The organism is Streptomyces sp. NPDC005774 (assembly GCF_042871645.1).
In the GTDB taxonomy this organism is placed as follows: domain Bacteria; phylum Actinomycetota; class Actinomycetes; order Streptomycetales; family Streptomycetaceae; genus Streptomyces; species Streptomyces pratens.
In genome coordinates this window covers 1-18,275 of the sequence record NZ_JBIAIV010000087.1, presented here as the reverse complement: position 1 = coordinate 18,275, position 18,275 = coordinate 1, and the positions used below count along the sequence as shown (strand labels likewise).

The window sequence follows — 18,275 nt, the reverse complement described above, 5'->3', positions numbered from 1 at the left end:
TGGCGGCGAATCCCAGCTCGTTGCCCTGCTCCGCAGGAGCTGTGTTTCCTCCCCGAGCTAAAGCACGGGGTATCCACACAGGAGGAAGAGATGATCCTCTGCCACGCCATCCTCACCGGCTTCGGCGTGCACTGCTACCTCGTCTTCGACGCGGACACCGGGCCGAAGAGCCAGGACGGTCCGGACACCGAGAAGAAGTCGACGAAGTTTCGGGACGCGATCAACAAGAACGAAAACATCTTCACCTACCTGGGCGTTCCGACTCAGGCGCGCCCCTCGACCATTTCCGAAGCGAGCCACACGGTCTTCGAGGACGACCTCGAAACGTACCTCAGGAGCGACTGGCCCGCGTGGTCCGCCCGCTGCCAGGAGTTGATCGAGCAGGGCGCCGGCTACGTCCAGGGCAAGCACGTGCCGACGTACGCCGAAGCCGCGCGCACCGCCCACGGTGAACCGAAGATGCTGCACTCGCTGCTGGAGAACGCGACGGCTCTGGTCAGGCAGCCGATGCCTCTGGCCGCGATCGTGGTCGGCCCGGCGGTGACGAGATCCAGCGCCCTGGTACGCACCTCGTCGACGGCGGTCGTCCCGTACGGGCTCGCGCATCGCCTCCCGACACGAAAAGACCGCCACCTCCTGCGAGGCAGCGGTCACACTCGTGTCGTCCGTGCTCTGGGCACCATCAGTCTCAGAGCGCGCCCCGGCGCCGGCGCGTCACGGTGTCGGTGGCGTCGTCCTGCAGTCGGGCACGCCGTCGAGCCACGCCGCTCCCTGGATGTAGATGTTGGTCACCCACGCCTTGTAGTCCGGCAGGTACGACCACACGTCGTTGGTGTAGCCCTCGGAGGTGACCGGTTCGGCGTGCTTCTGGCAGTGGACGCGGATGGTGGTGGAGTACGGGAAGGCGTAGACGCGGGCGGCCCTGGTGGAGGGTTCGGCCTTGGTCCACACGTCGGTGCCCCAGGTCTGGTGGATGTGACCGGTGACGGGCCCGGTGTTGACACGGACGGCGCCGAAGTAGCCGTTGCTCAGGCGGACGTCACTGACCATGAGCCTGGTGCCGGATTCCTTGGCCTCGACCATCTTGCCCGCGCCCAGGTAGATGGCGATGTGGTGCAGGTCCTGTGAGGTGCCCCAGACGAGCAGGTCGCCGGGGAGCAGCGGGGCCAGGCCCTGGGCGGCGGTGAAGCGGTCGGCGGCGCGGTGCGTGTAGTGCTGCTGGCCGGCGACACCGTTGAGGATGTCGGAGCCTGTCGCCTGGGCGTACGCGTGGCGGACCAGGCCCGAGCAGTCGAAGCCGAGCCGTTCGGGGTCGTGCTCGCTGTCCGGGTCGGTCGGGTCGACCTGGCCGTATGTGGCGCCCGGCTGGGCGCCGTGCCCGCCGCCCCACGTGTACCAGGTGCCGGCCGCGACCTCTGCGCAGGCGGCGGCGATCGCGCGTTCGGCTACCGCGGAGGCTCCGGGTGCGAGGACGCCGCACGCGTCGGCGGCCGCACGCTGCGCGGGCGCCGCGGTGTTCGCGGCGGCGGCGGACACCGGCGCCCAGAAGAGGAGGGACAGTAACGCGATCAGTGTGCGGATGAGACCGGTCCGGCGGACCATGCCAGGACCCCCGTTTCCTGTAGGTGTTGAAGGGAGTGGTCGCACAGCAGCCTGCTGGCCGTGTCCTGCGCTTGTCGAGATCCAGGTGTCGCCTCCCGCCGACGGGCAACGGGAAACACCTGGGAAACCCCCTTCGAGCAGGTGAGTCCCCGTCACCCCCGGCCGTCGCAGGGCGCCCCCTCGGAGAGGGGGGTGCCGGGCAGGAGCTTCGCGCGCTCGTCCGCACCGATGCTCGCGCGCAGCCGGCAGATCTCCGCCAGCTGAGCCCCGAGATCGAGATCCCACAGCCGTACGGTGCCGTCCGTGCCGGTGCTGGCCACCGTGCGCCCGTCGGGAGCGAAGGTCACGCTCCACACCGCGTCGGTGTGGCCCGTCAGCGTCGCCCACGGACGTCGTCCGGCGACGTCCCACAGGCGCACCGTACGGTCGTTGCCGCTGCTGGCGAGCGTGCGGCCGTCGGGAGTGAAGGCGATGCCCCGGGTGGAGCCGGTGTGACCGGTCAGGACGGCCTCGGAGCGGCGTTCGCGGACGTTCCACAGCCGTACGGTGCCGTCGTTGCCGCTGCTGGCCAGCGTCCGCCCGTCAGGGGTGAAGGTCACGCTCCGCACTGCACCCGTGTGGCCTTTCAGCGTGCCGAGCGGGCGGTGCGAGGAGACGTCCCAGAGCCGTACGGTCAGGTCGTCGGCGGCGCTCGCCAGAACCCGGCCGTCGGGGCTGAAGGCGACGCCGTTGACAAAGTCCCGGTGGCCGGTCAGCGTCGCCAGCGGCGCGCGCTTCGTCACATCCCACAGGCGCACCGTACGGTCGGCGCCGGCCGAGGCGAGACTCCGGCCGTCGGGGGCGAAGGTGAGGGAGTAGACCTGCCCGGTGTGGCCGGTCAGGGTCGCCGGCGGTCCATGTGCGGCCACGTCCCACAGCCGGATCGTGCCGTCGGAGCCCGCCGATGCCAGGGTCCGCCCGTCGGGTGCGAAGGCCACCGAGAAGACCGCCTCGGTGTGTCCCCTGAGCGTCGCCAGGAGCCGTCGCCCGCTCACCTCCCACAGACGTACCGTGTGGTCGGCGTCGGCGGTGGCCAGCAGTCTCCCGTCGGGGCTGTACCGGGCCTGCCAGACCTCCGTGAACGGACGGGCCGTCAGCACCGTGCCGCCGAGGTTCCACAGGACCACGGACCGGTCGAAACCGGCCGTGGCGAGCAGGGTTCCGTCGGAGGTCACGGCCACCCCCATCACGTAGTCGGTGTGACCGGCGAGCACGGCGGTCTGCCGGCCGCTGCGGACGTCCCACAGCCTGGTCGTCCCGTCGCCGACCGCGCCGACGACCGTGGCGCCGTCGTGCGTGTACGCGACGGCGTTGATGTCGTCGCTGCTCCCGGACAACGTCGCGCCGAGCCGGCCGCCGCGCACGTCCCACAGCCGTACGGTCCGGTCGATGCCTCCGGAGGCCACCTTCCGGCCGTCCGGGGAGAACGCCGCGCCCAGCACTTCGTCGGTGTGCCCCTTGAGTGCGGCGAGGGGCCGGGCCCGGTCGGTGTCCCACAGCCGCACGACCCGGTCGGCTCCGGCGGAGGCCAGGGTCCGGCCGTCGCGGGCATGGGCCAGGGCGTTGACTGCTCCCTCGTGCCCGCTGAGGGAGGCGGTGACGCGGTACGGGCGCGCGGTGTCCCACAACCGGATCGGCCCCTCCGCGGTCGCGACGGCGAGCCGGTGCCCACGGGGGTCGAAGGACAGCGCCCGGGCACCCTTCGTGCTGTCGGCGAGCACGGCCTTCCTCCGACGCCCGGCGATGTCCCAGAGACTCACGGGCCCGCGCGTCGACGTTGCCGCGAGGGTGCGGCCGTCGGGGCTGAAGGCGATCGAGCGGACGGGCCCGGACACGGCGAACGTGGCGGTCGTGCGGCGGTCCGACACCCGTCGCAGGGTCACCGTCCCGTCGGAACTGGCTGTCGCCAGGGACCGGTTGTCCGGTGCGAAGACCACCGCGTTGACCGGCCCCCGGTGACCGCTCAACCGGCCGGAGAAGGGCTGGGACTGCGTGCTCAGCAGCGCGCCGCGCGCCTCGGCGGTGGCGTGGGCCCGGTAGGCCTCCCCGGCCAGCAGCATCGACGCCTCCGGCTGGCCTCCGGCCAGCGACGCGGACCGCACGGCGAGTGCCTGGGAACGCGCGACGCGTTCTTGGTCGAGGGCGCTCTCACGCTGCTGGTAGGCGAGGCCTCCGGCGGTCAGGGCGAGCCCCAGCAGGACGACGAGCGTGGCGAGCATCGACTGCCGAAGCCGAACCTGGCGTACGGCCTGCCTCTCATGACCTTCCTGCTCGACCAGACTCGCTCCGAGGAACGCTTCCTCGCCGGGGCCGAGCCGGCTCCAGCCGTTCAGTTCGTCGGCCCAGGAGCGCACGGTGCTCAGCCGGGTGCCGCGGTACAGCGCGGACGGATCACGGCCTTCGCGCTCCCATTCGGCGGCGGCGTGCGCGAGTTGCTGGTGGAGGAGCAGCCCGGCGCGGTCGGCGTGGATCCAGTCCCTCAGCCGTGGCCAGGCGTGCAGCAGGGCCTCATGGGTGATCTCGACCGTGTCGCTGTCCATGGTGATGAGCCGGGCCCGTACGAAGGCGTCGAGCGCGGCGGCCCCGCCGTCCGCGTCGGCGAACTGCTCCATCAGGGCGGCTCTGTCCATCCGGCGGCGGGTCGCCCCGCCGCCGTCCGCGACGTACACCAGACGGGACAGGACGCGGCGGATCGTCTTCTGCTCGGTCGGATACAGCCGGGCGAAGACGTTCTCGGCGGTTCGCGCGATCGCACCCTGGATGCCGCCGGCCCGCTCGTACCCGGCGACGGTCAGCGCGGACCCCTCGCGCCGCTGCCAGGTGGCCAGCAGGGCGTGGGAGACGAGGGGGAGTACGCCGGAGGGGGTCACGTCGGCTCCGGAACCGGCGTCCTTCCCGCTGCCCCGCGGTGTGCTGCCCCGCAGTGTGCTGCCCGGCTCGTCGCGCAGCCCCGCGTCACGCAGAAGCAGGGGCGCCAGGCCCGGTTGGAGAGTCAGTCCGGCGAGTTCCGCCGGTCGGGTGATGGACTCCCGCAGCTCCACCACGGACATGGGCGGCAGCACGAACAGCCCGTCGGTGAGGACCGGGGCCAGTTCGGGAAGGTCCAGACAATTGCCGGTGAAGTCCGCCCGGACGCCCAGCACCACGACGGTGGGGCCGTGTGCGCTCTCCTCCGGCCGGGAGGCCGCCAGCGCACAGAGCACCCGGACGAAGGAGCGCCGCTCGTCCTCGTTCGCGCAGAGGGTGAAAAGCTCCTCGAACTGGTCGACGATCAGCACCGACCGGCTGGGCGGCGGGGGCCGGCGTTCCCCGGATGGCGCCGGCGGATCGCCCACCATCGCGCGTATGGCGTCCAGCACCGCGTCGGGATTCTCGCGCACCTCCTCGACGGTGACGGCGAGGTCCCCGCCCACCGCTTTCGCGGTGCGTTCCAGGAGCTCGTCCAGGGGCCGTGAGGTGGGGGTGAACGTCACCACCGGCCACCGGTCGGCTCCCGGCATCGGGAAGTCGCCGCGCCGCAGGGCGGGCACCAGTCCGGCGTTGAGCAGGGACGACTTGCCCGCTCCCGATGGGGCGACGAGCATCAGAGGGCCGCTTCCCACCCGTTCGAAGACCCGTTCCACCAGTGCGGCCGTCGCGCGCTCCCGGCCGAAGAACCAGTCCGCGTCCTGCGGGGTGAACGCCGACAAACCGCGGTACGGACACATCCCGTCGGACTGCCGTTCGAAAGCGGCGGCCTCGGCGCCGCTCCCGCTGTCGGCGGGCGGTTTCTCCTGTACGAGCCTGAGCAACTCCCCCTCAGCGCCCAGTACTCGGTCACAGATACGGGCGACGTCGACGGTCGCCCGCTTCGTGCCGGTCTCGATCTTGCTGAGGTAGCCCTTGCTGTAATGCGTCTGCCGTGCCAGGTCGGTCAGCGACAGGCCACGTGCCTGTCTGAGTCGTCTCAGTTGTGCGGGAAAGGAGTGCGTGGTCAGCGCGTTCCGATCCCGCCCGTTCCGGTGGTCGACTTCATGCCCGTGCTGCGGATCTCCCACGGTGTCCCCCATGCAGTACGGCCGTGAGACGGCGGACGCCCAGGTTACTGCCGGGGTGGTAAGCCCAGCCAAACCTTTCCCCCGTGTGGCGCAAACACGAACGTCCGGAACCATGGAGCGGTTCCGGACGTTCGTTCTCCGTCACACGGACGGACCGGTCAGCTCAGGAAGGCCCCGCAGGCGCTGCGGGCCACCCACCGGTGCGAGGAGATGGTGTCGTTCGCGTTGACACCGTTGGTGAACCGGTTGTCGGTCAGGTTGTCGGCGTAGAGCTCGCCCGGCGCGAGACAGGCGTGGCCGCCGCCGAAGCCGGAGTTCTCGTAGAACGCGACGTGGTCGAGGCCACCGGTGAAGCCGCGGTTCATGACGGACGTCGCCCTGTCCTGCGAGCCGACCCACCAGTCGCTGTTGCCCGCGGAGCGGATCAGTTCGGCGCCCGAGCAGTCCAGGTTCTCCCAGGCGTACACGTTGCCGTTGCGCGGCCCCCACTTGCTGTCGCAGCCCGGTCCGGCGACGGTGTTCCCGGCCGCCTGCGAGGCGGTGGCGGGTACGGCGACGCCCAGGGCGGTGAGCCCGAGGACGGCGACCGTGACGATGAACTTGCGCATGCTGTTTCCCCTCGTTTTCCTCTGACGATGTGGTGCGCTGGCGGTGATGTGTTGGTGGTGGTGCGTCGGTGCCGGCGCACCGGGCCGGTGGCCCGGCGTGCCCTCACCGGGGGCGATGTCCGCCCAGGAGCGGAAAGTGGTCAGCCTCGCTCCGGAACGATGCGCACCGCCCGGTCGTAGGCCCGCCGACCGAGGTGCCGGTAGGTGTCGATGTCCTTGCCGAACCGGTCACGCAGGCGGTCCAGGTGATACGTCTCCCGCGCCGTGGCCACGGCGCGCAGGGAGGTCTCGCGGGCACAGGTCGCGTCGGCGACGGCGGTCTTCCGCTCGGCGGCGAACGCCTCGTCGGCGCGGGCCGCGCCCAGCCGGCTCGTGTTGACCCGGACGGCTTCACGTGCCGCCTGAGGGTCCTCATAGGGTCGGCCCGCCCTCTCCATGCATCGGGACCAGGCCCGTACCGCCGCGGTCAGGTGACGGTCCTTCATCAGCTCCCTTCCGTAGAGGGCGTTGAGGCCGGTGGCGACCTTGCCGGTGCGGTACCACTCGGCCGGGTCGCCGTAGAGTGCGCGCTCGGCCTCCTCCGTGCAGCCGCCGACGCGTTTGCGCGTCTCCCCGCCGCCCGGCAGCGGTGCCGTGAGCATGCGGGCGCTGTCGCCGCCGTCGAGCGCGGTGTCGAAGGCGACGCGCCGGGACGGGGAGAGGTTCTGGCGGTAGATTCCGTTGGGGTTGCTTTCGCGGACGCGCAGGCTCTTCGCTTCGATCCGGCCGCCGTACCCGTACGCACGGGCCCAGGCCACGTCGTCCTGCACGTAGCGCACCGGGCGGCTCTCCCGGAGCGTCGGGCCACGGTCCTCCCAGTAGGTGAAGCCCTGGCGGTTCATGCACTGCCTGGTCAGACGTTGCTGCGCGTCGGCGACGCGCAGTTCCTGTTGCCAGGTCAGTGCCCGGGGACGCGGACGCGGATCCTGTTGTGCCTGGCCGTCGCCGCCGTCGGCACCGCCGCCGCATCCGGTCGTGACGACCGCCACGACCGCCACGACCGCGCACAGAGACACGAGTGCACGTCTCATGGGCCCAACCTCCCTTCGCTGCCGCTTGCCGACGGACTCAGAGTTGCCCCGCTGCCGACGGAGGTCGACGGGTTTCCTGTTGCCCACCGGACGGTCGACCGGGAAACAAGGCGTGATCAGGGGAAACGCGGGAATGGAGGCAACGCGGTGGGGACGGTCGGAAGCGGTGCGGGTGAGGAGCGGACCCCTCACCGCGTCACGCTGCCGCCCGCGTCGTCACGGTGCCGGCGCTCGTCAACCGGCTGCGTCCGGAGGAGTTCGTCTGCGACCGCGACGAGCACGGCGCGTCGGTCATCCCGGCCCTCACCGTCGACGAGGTGAAGGAAATCGTCGAGGAGTCGGGGGGAGCTACGGCCCCGCGGTCGCCCGCGAGGCGCTGCGACACCGGCTGATCCCCTCCCCGCGCGGCACAGACCGCTCGTACGCCGGCTGCGTCAAAGACCTCACGGGCCGGACCTGACCACCGCTGAGAGAACGTCACTGCCCCGAGTGACGTCGGAAGGCCGCGTGTGCCGTGCCGTGCCGTACGGCGACAGTGCTGTGGTGGTTGCGTCAGCCGGCTTGTGCTCGGGCGACGAGGCTGGTGACGAGTTGCTCCGCCTTCTTGCCCCGGGACCGGACCAGCAGGCGTAGGGGCTGCGGCAGGTGGTGGGGCAGGTCGGTGGGAGCTGTCACCAGCCAGCGTGTGTGCAGCGTCTTTCCCGCCTTGAGGGTGGTGGGGCGGATCGGGTGTGGGGGGAGGGCTTTCCAGTTGTCGGGTACGAGTAGGTGCGGGCTGACGACTGTGGTGGTTGTTGCCGTGATGGTGGTGGTGACCTTTACGGTCCTGCCCGGCTCCACGGGGACGAGGCCGTCGGGTGGTGTCTCGATGGTGAGGGTGAGCCGGGGGTCTTCTGTGCGCCATGACTGCCAGGCGGTAACTCCCACGGCGCCGCCCGAGGTGCGTGTGGCGGTGAGTCTGAGGGCGGTGGTGGTGACGGCCCTCTCCAGGAGGATCCGGTTGAGGGTTCCCGGCCGGGGGGTCTGCGGGGTGCGGTGCTGGCCGGGCAGGGGATGCCATTGGCCGTCCTGGCCGAGGTGGTGGAGTTCGTAGGAGTCGGGGGTGCGGACTCCGCCGCCGTCGTCGTAGAAGGAGATCCGCAGGTCCGATACGGGTGTGGGGACGCCGAAGTCCACGGCGAGCCAGTCGCCGGCGTGGGGGCTGTCGTAGTTGGTCCACCGCGATGACGGTGTGTCGAGGTGGAGGTCCTGTCCGTCGATGGCCTTGGCCGGGCTGTCGAGGGGGAACGTGTACGAGGCACGCGCGAGGGGATAGCCCTTCTGTTCGACGTTCGCCAGGTCGTCGACCTCGTGGGGCAGGGTGTGCTGCCCGGTCTTGCCCAGGGGGAGCGTCACCGGCTTCAGGTCGGCCTGCCGGTGTATGTGCCGGCCGTTCAGCCAGACGTTCAGGCCGGCTCCGTGTCCGTAGTGCCGGCCGCTGCGGTCGAAGAGCACGCTGAGGTTGTGTCCGTGATAGGGGAGGTTCTCCACGGCGAAGTGATCCCATTCGCGCGGTACCAGTGGCGCGAGGGCGACGGTGGCATCGGGCCGGCAACGGATCCCGAGCAGCCCGGACAGGACCAGGTCGTTGAAGGTGGAGTGGTTGTAGTCCTCACTGTGCCCGCGGCCGTCGTAGATCCAGCGGTCCTCGTCGGGGTGGTGCGCCTCGGCGACATACGGCTTGCCGTCTTTGCGATGGGTCAGGGCGTAGGCGCGGAGCACGGCGTAGTAGTCGGTGCGGTCGACGTGGGACTGGGCGGGGTAGTCGATGAGGAGGTTGGCCAGGGCAGTGAGCGTCTGGCTGGTGGCGAACGGCCAACTCGGACCGTTCCAGCGACAGCAGCCTTCGAGTGCCTGGTGCATGAACCACGGGCTGCGCCGCTCGACCGTGGTGGGACCGAAAGGCGCGGAAAACCCCTCGGGATCGCGCAGTTGGGCCCATGCCGCGGCGTTGCCCGCCGGCGCCATGTGGAAGTACCACGGCAGGAAGCCGATCTGCTCGCGGTCGGCGATCCTGCGCCGCTCGGGATTCCCGTCACGCATGACGTGCTTGTAGAACTGATCCTCCTCGTCCCACAGCCGGCGCTCCTGATGCACCCGCAGAGCACGGGCACGCTCGTCGTAGCGGTCGGCCTTCGCCTCGTCGCCCCTGTGGCCGCGGCGCCGCAGGAGCGCGGCGATCGCCCTGGCGTCGCCGTACTGGTAGGCGTTGAGAGTGGGGCGGAACCCCTCACCACCGTGGTAGGGGTCGTCGCTCTGGTAGGAGCTCGCGGTGTACTCCATCGCGTCCCACACCGGTGTCTGCCAGTAGAGACCGACCTCGTCGTCGAACTGCGGAGCCCATCGCCCCCACTGACGCTCCAACTCGTCGAGCAGACCCAGGGCATGTTCCCATCTGCCGTCGGTCGACGCCCGGGCCACGACGGCATCCGCGATCCAGAAGGAGTACTGGTGTGCCCAGTCGGTGGTGTTCTTGTTGAGGAAGTCCGTGGCCGGTTTGGGTCCTGAGCCACTGCCGCGCAGCCAGTAGCCGATGTAGTCGTCGAGGTAGCGATGGTCGCGCAGCCAGCGCGCCTCGCGGATGTGGTGAGCGGCGGCGGCGTTGATCCCGCCGTGCGGCGCGGAGTAGCCGACCGGACCCAGGAACTCCGAGAGGATCCACCCTTCCTGGGGCCCGGTGTATTTCAGGGCGTGCTTGATCACGCGCCACCGGTAGTAGTAGGTGTCCCGGATCGTGGCGTCGGGCAGGTCGACGAAGGGGATGTTCGCCTCGTACCACTCGGCCTCCCTCAGGTCTCCCAGCAGTGACCGGTGGTCCAGGAAGGCTGTTCCGGGACCCACCGCCGGATACACCGGAGACACCGAATGCACCGGAGACGCGATCGACCGCTCGCCGGCTGCGGGTGCCTCGCCCAGAGGGCCGCCAGGTGCGCTCACGCGTGCGGCCGCGCCGGGCGGCACCGCACCGCTCAGGGCCACCGCGCCCAGGGCCGCAGCACCGCTGTGAAGAAGCCGCCGACGATCGAGGGCCATGCGGGTACTCCTTCTGCGAGAACGAGTGGACAGGGCTGCCCGAGCGTCCGACGGGCCGCGCCTGACAGCGTTGTCTGCCAGAGGTTCTCGGCTCAGACTGCCATGAGCGGGCCCACAGCTGAAGAGTCTGTGCAACGTTAGAAAGACCGATCCCGCAGAAAGAAGAATCCCGTGCCCGGCCGGCGCCCTCACCGGGCAACCGCACGGCTTGGACGCCGGGGGCTGCGCCGTACGTCCTCGACACGGTGCCGGTCGACCCAGGGCCCGCCGGGCACGTCGCGACGCTCGGCGCGGCCTCCTGCGTGACGCCGGAACACATCGCGGCGGACGAGGCTCCGCCGAACGGGCCGTCACCGGGCGGTCAAGGTCAACCGGAACCATGGGAGCGCCCGCGATGCTCGCCGAGACTGGGACTGAGGCTCTTGGCAGGTTCAGGGCATTCCTGTCGGACCTGTCGGCCCTGTCGGAGCAGAGCCCGAGGATGACATCTCACGCGGTACGTATCGCCGGGGCCGCCACCGGGGCCGACGGCGGCCGCCCTGAGGGGCACACGAGCCATGTGTCACGACTCGCCGTACGGATTTGAGTGGGCGGGCGGGCGGGCGTGCGGTCGGGCCGTATCGGCACGGGGTCAGGCTGTGCGTCGTGCGTCATGGGAAGCGGACGGTGACGGTGAGGCCGCCCGGCCGGCCGGGTTCGGCCGTCGCCTCGGTTCCGTGGGCCTCGGCGATGGAGCGGACGATGGCGGGGCCGAGCCCGTGGCCGGTGGTGCCGACGCGGTCCTGGGTGAGGCGGCGGAAGGGCTCGAAGAGGTCCGGTATCCGGTCGGCGGGCACGGTGGGCCCGGTGTTGGTCACGGTCAGCGTGTGGCCTTCGAGCCGCACACGGACCCGGCCGCCGGGGTGGTTGTACTGGATGGCGTTGCGGATGAGGTTGGTCAGCAGGTGGCGCAGCAGCAGCGGATCACCCAGGACGGTCAGCGGCCGGTCCGACGTCACGGTTACGTCCACTCGGCCTCCCTCGGCCTGTGGGGCGAGCTCGGCTGCCACGAGCCGGACCGCGGCCGACAGGTCCACGGTCTCGGTCTCCTCCAGGCCGCGGTCGCTGCGGGCGAGCAGCAGCAGTGCGGTGATCAGCTGTTCGGCCTCGCGGTTGCCGGCGAGGAGGTCCTCGCGTACTTCGGCGAGGCCGGCGGGGAGGGGGTCGGCGAGGCCAACCTCCAGGCTGGTGCGCTGGACCGCGAGGGGCGTCCTGAGTTCGTGAAACCGAGGTCGTGAACACCGCGGGCCGGTTCCTGGCCGATCTGAACGAACTGGAGTCGCTGACGGGCATCAGCTTTCTGCGGTCGGGAGACGAACCGGAGGTACTGAATGCCGGAAAGGCCCCGGTCTCCTATCTCTGACCCACAGTGCAAAGTAGCTGCGGGGCTACTTGCTCCCCTCCAACTGTCGCGGGACGCGGGAGTTCCGCAGCTCCTTGAGGTCCGGGATGTGGTTGTCCAGCGTGCCGACGGAGACGCCCAGGATCTTGACGATGGTGATGACACTGTTCTCCGGATTGGGCAGCATGTCGCGGGCTGCGCGGATGAGGTCCTCGTTGACGACTGTGGGGCGTCCGCCGACCTTGCCGCGGGCGCGGGCGGCGGCAAGACCCTCCTTGGTGCCGGCGAGGATGAGTTCGCGGATGAACTCGGCGAGCACGGCGAAGACGTGGAAAATCAGGCGCCCGCCGGGGTGGTGGTGTCGAGTGCCTCGTGCAGGGACTGGAAGCCGATGTCGCGCTCACGCAGCTCGGCGCCCATGTTGACGAGGCCCTGGAGGCTGCGGTCGTAGCGGTCGAGCGAGGGGACGACGAGGGTGTCTCCGGGGGTGAGGAAGGCGTGGCACGCCTTCAGCTCGGGGCGGAGGTCGTTCTTGCCGGACCTCTTGTCGGAGAAGATGCGCCGACAACCCGCCGCATTGAGCGCGTCGAGCAGGCGGTCGAGCTTCTGCCCTCCGGTCGACACCCGCGCGTAGCCGATCCGGATGTCGGTGAGGACGGCAGGCGAGGGGGTGAGGAGTTCGGAGGGCTCCAGGAACGCGTTCACGCCCGGGATCTTCTCAAGAAACGGTGTTCAGGGGGTTGTTGAAGCCCGAGTTTTTTTGAAGGAGTTTTTGAAGGCGTGTCGCGGTCGTTCGATCTTGAGCGCCGGATCTTCAGAGAACGATGGTTTCTTGAAGATCCACTGGAGGCTTTGACTCCGTGGTCTTGGGGTACTTCCTCTGCGCAGGCATCATCTGGGCTCCTCTCATGAGACCCATCTGCCCCTCTGTCACCCATCCCCGCATCTCGGGGGAACCTCAGATCTGTGTTCTGCCGAGCGCCCCGCTGCTCGGCCCATGAGCCGACCCGAATACTGAATGCGGCTGGGAGTCGTCCGATTTCCTCGGCTTGGTCGGTCGAGTAGTGCAACGAGCTTGCCTTGGCTGGTCGGCAGCCATCACACGTCGGTCGCCACCTCTCGGCCTGCGGCGCGACCCGCAGACTGGCAGGGCGCGGTAATGAGCACGACGGTCAGGGCACTCCTGCCTCTGCGTTCGCTTTCGTCAGCGCTGCCTGAGAGTCGTCGAGATAGGCGGCGAGCAAATCGGCCGACTGGTGACGGTCGCCAGCCTCCAGGGCGTCGTGCAGGGCGCGATTGCGTGGGACGAACGGTTCGTACAGCGTGCGGGGGGTGACCGCTGTGTGCAGCGCGAGTCGGAGCTCGGCCAGCAGGCGGCTCATGATCTCGTCGGTACGGGGGCTGCCGGCCAGGGCGACCAGGCTGCGGTGGAAGTGGATGTTCGCCGAGGCGACGGCCGTCCAGTCGCCGGCGGCCGCAGCCTGCTCGCCGGCGGTGACGGCTGTGGCGAGGCCGGTCAGGCCGTACGGCGGCGGGCCCAGCTCACGCACGACGGCGCACTCGATGAGCCGCCGGACGTAGAAGAGGTCCTCGACGTCCCCTGCGCTGAGGACCCGCACGAAGACACCGCGGTTGAATTCGTGCACCAGCAACCGCTCGTGGGTGAGCTGCCGAAACGCCTCCCGGAGCGTGTTACGCGAGACGGCCAGTGTCGTGGCGAGGCTGTCTTCGGACAGCTGCCGTCCCGGCGGCAGCTCGCCCTCGGCGATCCAGGTTCGCAGAGTCTGGGCGACGCGCGCCGCGGTGCTGTGGCGTGCGTCGCCGCGGGGCGTTGTCACGGGAGCCTGCCGGCGGGCACCACCACGTGCTGGCGCAGATACAGGTCCCTGAAGCTCACCGGGCCGCGCGGGCCAGGAACGCGGTCGAGGTTGATGCCGGTCTCCGGAAGACCCAACAGCTTGACGCCGTCCAGCAGGCGGGTGGTGGCGTTCCAGAACACTCCCGCGCCCGTGTACGCGTTGATGAACTCCGCAGCCACAGCCGCATCCTCGGTGGCGATGGAGGCGGCCAGGCCGGAAGTGTCCTCGTTGGCGATACGGGCTGCGTCCTTCGGGCCGTCCGCCGTGTCGATGGTGACCGTGGCCGGGCGGTCCGCGTCCAGCGCCCACTCGTATCCGCGAGGGTGAGCGTGTGGCGGCAGCGAGACGGCGATACCGAGGCCGCTCAGCAGCTCGCGGACGGCGGGCAGCCGGGCCTCGTACACCGACCGGTCGAGGAGAAGGAGGTTGAGGCGGTTGCACACGCCCAGCCGGTCGACGCTCGCGGTGATCAGCTCCTCTACGGCCTTGTCGTCAGCCGTCGCGTGCACGTACAGCACGCCGCCGCCGTCCGCATGGGCGAGCGTGCGCACACCGTGCCGGGCGGCCTCGCGACCAAGGTCGCGGGTGCTGTCGCCGCTGCCGCGCAGGATCACCAACGGGATGAGGTCGGGCAGCCGCACCAGCGCGTACGCCGCCTCGCGTGCGGCGCTGGGCACCAGCTGGATCGCGTCCGGGTCCAGGCCGGCCTCGGCGAGCGCAGGAGCAATGACGTGCTCCAGCAGCGCCTGCGCCGAGCGGAGCGCGGCCGAACCGGTGCGCAGCACACCGGCGTTGCGGGACTTCAGGAACTGCGAGGCGACGTCGACGGTGACGTTGGGCCGCGCCTCGTAATTGGCGCCGATGACGCCGACCGGCAGCCGTCGCTCCAGCAGGGTGAGGCCATCGCCGCGCTCCTCGACGACCCGGTCCCGCGGGGTGTGCGGAACGTCGGCCAGTGTGCGCAGCTCCGTCGCCATGGCATCCAGGCGGGTCGCGTCGAGGCGGAGACGGTCCTGCAGAGCGGGGGACACACCGGCCGCAAGGGCGGCGGCGAGGTCCTCCTCGTTCGCAGCTACGAGGTCGGCTCGCGTGCTGTGCAGCAGCGCTGCCATGGTGCGCAGAGCGTCGTCGATTGCACCGTCCTCGGCGGTTGCGAGTGTGGACGCGGCGGCCTGGGCGCGAGCGGCGCAGACGCCCACGACGTCGTCGACCGTATCGGTACGGATGGTCACTGGAGGCTCCTCTCCACGGCGGGCGGATACAGCGACCCTATTAGTTGTTGAACAATCCCGGAAGGGGATCGTTCAACAATCTCATCAGGGGACTGTTCGCCATAGGGCAAAAATTATTACGCCCTATGACGAATGCCAGTTTCTGGTCGCGGGAGTGACGAGGGTGCTGATTCGGACTTAGCGGCCAATGCCGCGAGTTGCTCACCTAATGCACCCATACCACACCAACGAGCCACGCGGCGGGAAGCTACGGGTTAATGATCTGCAAGCCCTAACCTTCTGGACATGGCTCAACCTGCTCGCCCCCTCCAGGTCATCACGCGGCTCGTCGCCGGAAGCATCTGCGTCTACGACCTGGCTGCCGATGTCCGGGGTGTGCTGTCGCCCGCCATGATCTGTCGGCCGTCTACCGAGGACGACGTCGTCGACCACGCAGTACCTGCTGATCTTCAGCGCGTCTACTACACGACCCTGAACGCGGTCGTGTGAGTGACAGCAGACGGGGCCGAGGTCTGGCGGTCAGAGTTCACGCCGCAGTCAGACCAGCAGTTCGGACACCGGCCCAGCTGCGTGCTGTCGTTGGACGGACTTGTGGTCTGGGTCTACCGGCCTGATGCCATGGCCGGCCGTAACCGCCCCGACCAGTGGGTCGCCCTGAATGCCACGACCGGAGCGGTCATCGCGCAGGCGGATCTGGACACCGTCGGGCATGGTGGTCAGCAACTGGTGCACCAGGCGGGCGATCAGATGTTCCTCGATGTGGGAGAAGGGCAGGACGGCTCGGTCATCTACCGCGCGTCGCTGGCCGGGGACCGGATGGATCTCATCTGCTATCCCTGGAGCGACCGGTGCCTCATCGACCTGGCGCCCGACGGACGCCAGTTCATGACCGTCGATCACGAGCAGGCCGACGTCGCCATCCACACCTACCCGGACGGCGAGGTGACGTTCACCCTCGCCGTCGACGCCTTCGGACACGACCCGGACGAGATCTACATGGAATGGAGCGGCGGCTACCTGAACCAGGACACCGTCATCGTCACCCTCGCCGGCGAAACCGAGGACGAGGAGGAGTGGTTCCGTCATTACCGCGTCGATGTGAGCTCCGGCCAGGTCCAAACTGCGTTCGACGCGCACGGAGAGAATCCCTACGACATCCGGCCCCTCGGAGACGGGTCCTGGCTCACCACAGATCCATCCGGTCACCCGATCCGCTGGAGCGACTCATAGGGAGACCCCAGGGCTGACCTGGTCGAGCCATAACGCGTGCGCCTCATGACACCTTTCCTCGTGTCTCCGTACGCGATCGGTCATTGGCATCCATCGGGAGTCGGGGTGGGGCACGTTGGCGACCGGCCCAAGGTCGAGGCGCTTGCCCATGTCCAGGCGGAAGGTGCCGTAGGGGTTGACATTGGACCAGAACAGCGCGGTCAGGCCGCGCCGGTCCTCGTCGCTGAGCTTCTTCGCCCACTTCGGCTCAGCCGAAATCTACTGCAACAGCAGTGTGTTGACGTAGACGAGGCTGGACTGGTGCAGGTGCAGGGCGAGCATCGAGGTCTCGGCGTGCTCCTTGTCCGGCATGTCGACCGCCGCCGTTGCCAGTTTGAAGAGGATGCCCTCCTCACTCCGGACCTTCTTCAGCTCAGCCGCTAGCTGCTTCTCCACCCGCCGCTCGGCACGGGCGCTGATCTTGTGGACCAGAGCGAGCAGCAGCTCCACCAGCGCATCGGTGATCTCTGCCTGCCGGGACACACAGCGCCGCCAGCAGCGTGATCCGCACGTCCTCGCCTGCGTCACGGAAGTCCGAGGGGTACATCTTGATCGCCCGCGCCCGCCACGCGGCCACCAGCTTCTCCGAGCAGTCCGCGAAAAGCCCCTCGGGCGGCCCTAGCTTGCGCACTTCGGTCAGCTTGGTGATCTCCGTAGCGGCTCGGCGGCCTGGCCGTCCTTGCCGGTGCCGCTGCTGCCGCCGTGCCGGAGTCCTTTTTCCTCGCCGCCGTTCGGCCTGTCGCCACTGTTCGGCCTGTCGCCGTCGGCGCCGCCGGAGGCTTGACGTCCACCGCGTCCTCGCGGCAGCCAACCGTCCCGGACGAGCGAGCGGCGGCGGGTGGAATGCCTGGCCCCGGCGCGCAGGGCCGGCCGGAGTCCAACTGGCCGGCCTGCACAAGCTCGCCATCAGCGTCCACCGCCCGGACGGCCACACCGACATCCCCGCCGCACCCGGCCCGTGGGGGGCGGCCGCACTCGGCTCACGCAGCCCACCGCCGCCGACGAACGGGTATTGCGACCGATGGACGTGTCATCCGGTCACGCAGGCTTCCGGTGACCTGAAGGCGCGTTGTCGCGACGGCCTCGGACACAACGCCGAGGCATGGGCGAGGAGTTGTTCTTCGAAAATCCCCTGGCGCTCACCCGCGACGACCTTTAGGCTCTCGCAACCACCGCTGAGAGTCGATGCCGACACCCCCGGTAAACACTCTTTCGCAGATGCAACGATCGCAAAGTTCCGTTGCACCATCACGTCGGGTGAACTATTGATTCGCTGAAGCTCGACGACATCAAGGGGTAAGACTGTCGGCATTTTCCAGAAGTTTGACACCCATGCTACGATCCCGCAACGTTGTCGCAGGCCGGATCAATTACGACTTCGCCCTCAGGACGCGTATCCACGGCAATATCGCCGCTCTGGTCGCCGGAACCCCGGCGTTCGTGTTCGCTCATGACTCGCGGACGCTCGAGCTGTCCCGCTACCACCATATCCCGCACCGGATCATCACCGAGATGAGTGCGGATGTCGACGTCGCCGAACTTTATGCGGAGACTGACTACTCGGCATTCAATGAGCATTATGACGAAGGATTCCAGCGCCTGCTCGACTTCATGACGAAGAACGGCCTGGAAAACACCTACGAGCACGGGGACGGCGGCCAGGAATACGACAAGGGCATTTCGGCTCTCGATCTTCCCCGTCCGTACCGGCGTTCCGATGCCGAGAGCAAGGAAGACCTGCTCTTCCGTATTACCCTGCTCAGGGAGCAGAACAAGGCGGTCGCACGTCAGGCTGCCAGGGCGGAAAAGAAATCCGGCGCCCGTATCAAGAAGCTCGAGGTGCAGCTCGCCGAACTTACCGCGCAGCGGAAGTCCACCGAAAATCGGCTCCGGGCACTCGAGACCCAGACGAAGAACCACCTTCCCGCAAAGGCGAGGCGACTCGTGAAGCGGCTGGCTTCGAAGTAAGCAATCCGGCCCCCTTGGTACTCCAGCAGCGGTTCGTGTCCTGGGCGGTGTCATAGCCTCGAAGCAACAGTGCAGGTGAGAAGGGTTGCTCGTGGCAGTGCGGAGACCGTTGACGCTCGAGGAGCGTGAGGAGATCGC

The 18,275-nt window shown here is 69.2% G+C and carries 13 protein-coding genes and 3 pseudogenes; 5 read left to right on the top strand and 11 right to left on the bottom strand.

The features are described from left to right. Window positions 1–714: 714 nt before the first annotated feature. The 4 genes from ACFYQA_RS37860 to ACFYQA_RS37845 all read right to left on the bottom strand — a co-directional run bounded on the left by ACFYQA_RS37860 (window position 715) and on the right by ACFYQA_RS37845 (window position 7,356). Window positions 715–1,602, bottom strand: a complete 888-nt coding sequence (locus ACFYQA_RS37860) for an NlpC/P60 family protein (protein WP_388928085.1) — start codon at window positions 1,600–1,602, stop codon at window positions 715–717. Window positions 1,603–1,754: 152 nt separating this feature from the next. After that, window positions 1,755–5,678 (bottom strand): helix-turn-helix domain-containing protein, encoded by a 3,924-nt coding sequence (locus ACFYQA_RS37855; RefSeq protein WP_388928082.1) that lies wholly within the window; start codon window positions 5,676–5,678, stop codon window positions 1,755–1,757. Window positions 5,679–5,836: 158 nt separating this feature from the next. Next, window positions 5,837–6,286 (bottom strand): peptidase inhibitor family I36 protein, encoded by a 450-nt coding sequence (locus tag ACFYQA_RS37850; protein WP_388928080.1) that lies wholly within the window; start codon window positions 6,284–6,286, stop codon window positions 5,837–5,839. A 140-nt stretch (window positions 6,287–6,426) separates the two neighbouring features. Next, window positions 6,427–7,356, bottom strand: coding sequence for a hypothetical protein (locus tag ACFYQA_RS37845; RefSeq protein WP_388928078.1), 930 nt, complete (start codon window positions 7,354–7,356; stop codon window positions 6,427–6,429). 224 nt (window positions 7,357–7,580) lie between these two features. On the opposite strand from ACFYQA_RS37845, the pseudogene ACFYQA_RS37840 reads away from it, so the two are divergent. Next, window positions 7,581–7,700 (top strand): annotated as a pseudogene (locus ACFYQA_RS37840) (AAA family ATPase); the annotation flags it as partial. A gap of 208 nt (window positions 7,701–7,908) precedes the next feature. Here the strand turns inward: ACFYQA_RS37840 and ACFYQA_RS37835 are convergent. The 3 genes and pseudogenes from ACFYQA_RS37835 to ACFYQA_RS37825 all read right to left on the bottom strand — a co-directional run. Continuing rightward, window positions 7,909–10,428, bottom strand: coding sequence for a discoidin domain-containing protein (locus ACFYQA_RS37835; RefSeq protein ID WP_388928076.1), 2,520 nt, complete (start codon window positions 10,426–10,428; stop codon window positions 7,909–7,911). A 650-nt stretch (window positions 10,429–11,078) separates the two neighbouring features. After that, entirely contained in the window at window positions 11,079–11,426 is a 348-nt protein-coding gene (locus ACFYQA_RS37830) for a sensor histidine kinase (protein WP_388928073.1), read from the bottom strand. Window positions 11,427–11,582: 156 nt separating this feature from the next. Next, window positions 11,583–11,651 (bottom strand): annotated as a pseudogene (locus tag ACFYQA_RS37825) (hypothetical protein); the annotation flags it as partial. Between the two features lie 50 nt (window positions 11,652–11,701). On the opposite strand from ACFYQA_RS37825, the gene ACFYQA_RS37820 reads away from it, so the two are divergent. After that, complete coding sequence (locus tag ACFYQA_RS37820) at window positions 11,702–11,830, top strand: hypothetical protein (protein ID WP_388928071.1); 129 nt, start codon at window positions 11,702–11,704, stop codon at window positions 11,828–11,830. Window positions 11,831–11,855: 25 nt separating this feature from the next. Here ACFYQA_RS37820 and ACFYQA_RS37815 read toward each other — a convergent pair. From ACFYQA_RS37815 to ACFYQA_RS37805, 3 genes and pseudogenes are all read right to left on the bottom strand, one after another. Then, a pseudogene (locus ACFYQA_RS37815) lies at window positions 11,856–12,433 on the bottom strand (recombinase family protein). A gap of 548 nt (window positions 12,434–12,981) precedes the next feature. Further along, complete coding sequence (locus ACFYQA_RS37810) at window positions 12,982–13,647, bottom strand: GntR family transcriptional regulator (RefSeq protein ID WP_388928068.1); 666 nt, start codon at window positions 13,645–13,647, stop codon at window positions 12,982–12,984. Continuing rightward, on the bottom strand, window positions 13,644–14,900 hold the full coding sequence (locus ACFYQA_RS37805) for an aldehyde dehydrogenase family protein (RefSeq protein WP_388928065.1): 1,257 nt from the start codon (window positions 14,898–14,900) through the stop codon (window positions 13,644–13,646). The genes ACFYQA_RS37810 and ACFYQA_RS37805 overlap by 4 nt, the downstream gene beginning before the upstream one ends. Window positions 14,901–15,185: 285 nt before the next feature. Here ACFYQA_RS37805 and ACFYQA_RS37800 point away from each other — a divergent pair, with 285 nt between their 5' ends. Then, complete coding sequence (locus ACFYQA_RS37800; protein ID WP_388928062.1) at window positions 15,186–15,389, top strand: hypothetical protein; 204 nt, start codon at window positions 15,186–15,188, stop codon at window positions 15,387–15,389. 129 nt (window positions 15,390–15,518) lie between these two features. After that, entirely contained in the window at window positions 15,519–16,130 is a 612-nt protein-coding gene (locus ACFYQA_RS37795; RefSeq protein WP_388928060.1) for a hypothetical protein, read from the top strand. A gap of 258 nt (window positions 16,131–16,388) precedes the next feature. Here the strand turns inward: ACFYQA_RS37795 and ACFYQA_RS37790 are convergent, their stop codons facing one another. Continuing rightward, window positions 16,389–16,652, bottom strand: a complete 264-nt coding sequence (locus tag ACFYQA_RS37790; protein WP_388928057.1) for a hypothetical protein — start codon at window positions 16,650–16,652, stop codon at window positions 16,389–16,391. Between the two features lie 849 nt (window positions 16,653–17,501). Between ACFYQA_RS37790 and ACFYQA_RS37785 the strand changes: the two genes are divergently transcribed. Further along, window positions 17,502–18,137 carry a hypothetical protein gene (locus tag ACFYQA_RS37785; protein ID WP_388928054.1) on the top strand — a complete coding sequence of 212 codons (636 nt, stop codon included), beginning with the start codon at window positions 17,502–17,504 and terminating at the stop codon, window positions 18,135–18,137. Window positions 18,138–18,275: the final 138 nt, after the last annotated feature.

Bases quoted from the DNA above. Each gene is read 5' to 3' on its own strand.
- ACFYQA_RS37835 (WP_388928076.1), bottom strand. From the start codon at position 10,428: ATGGCCCTCGATCGTCGGCGGCTTCTTCACAGCGGTGCTGCGGCCCTG.
- ACFYQA_RS37860 (WP_388928085.1), bottom strand. From the start codon at position 1,602: ATGGTCCGCCGGACCGGTCTCATCCGCACACTGATCGCGTTACTGTCC.
- ACFYQA_RS37850 (WP_388928080.1), bottom strand. From the start codon at position 6,286: ATGCGCAAGTTCATCGTCACGGTCGCCGTCCTCGGGCTCACCGCCCTG.
- ACFYQA_RS37845 (WP_388928078.1), bottom strand. From the start codon at position 7,356: ATGAGACGTGCACTCGTGTCTCTGTGCGCGGTCGTGGCGGTCGTGGCG.
- ACFYQA_RS37795 (WP_388928060.1), top strand. From the start codon at position 15,519: ATGGCCGGCCGTAACCGCCCCGACCAGTGGGTCGCCCTGAATGCCACG.
- ACFYQA_RS37800 (WP_388928062.1), top strand. From the start codon at position 15,186: ATGGCTCAACCTGCTCGCCCCCTCCAGGTCATCACGCGGCTCGTCGCC.
- ACFYQA_RS37785 (WP_388928054.1), top strand. From the start codon at position 17,502: ATGCTACGATCCCGCAACGTTGTCGCAGGCCGGATCAATTACGACTTC.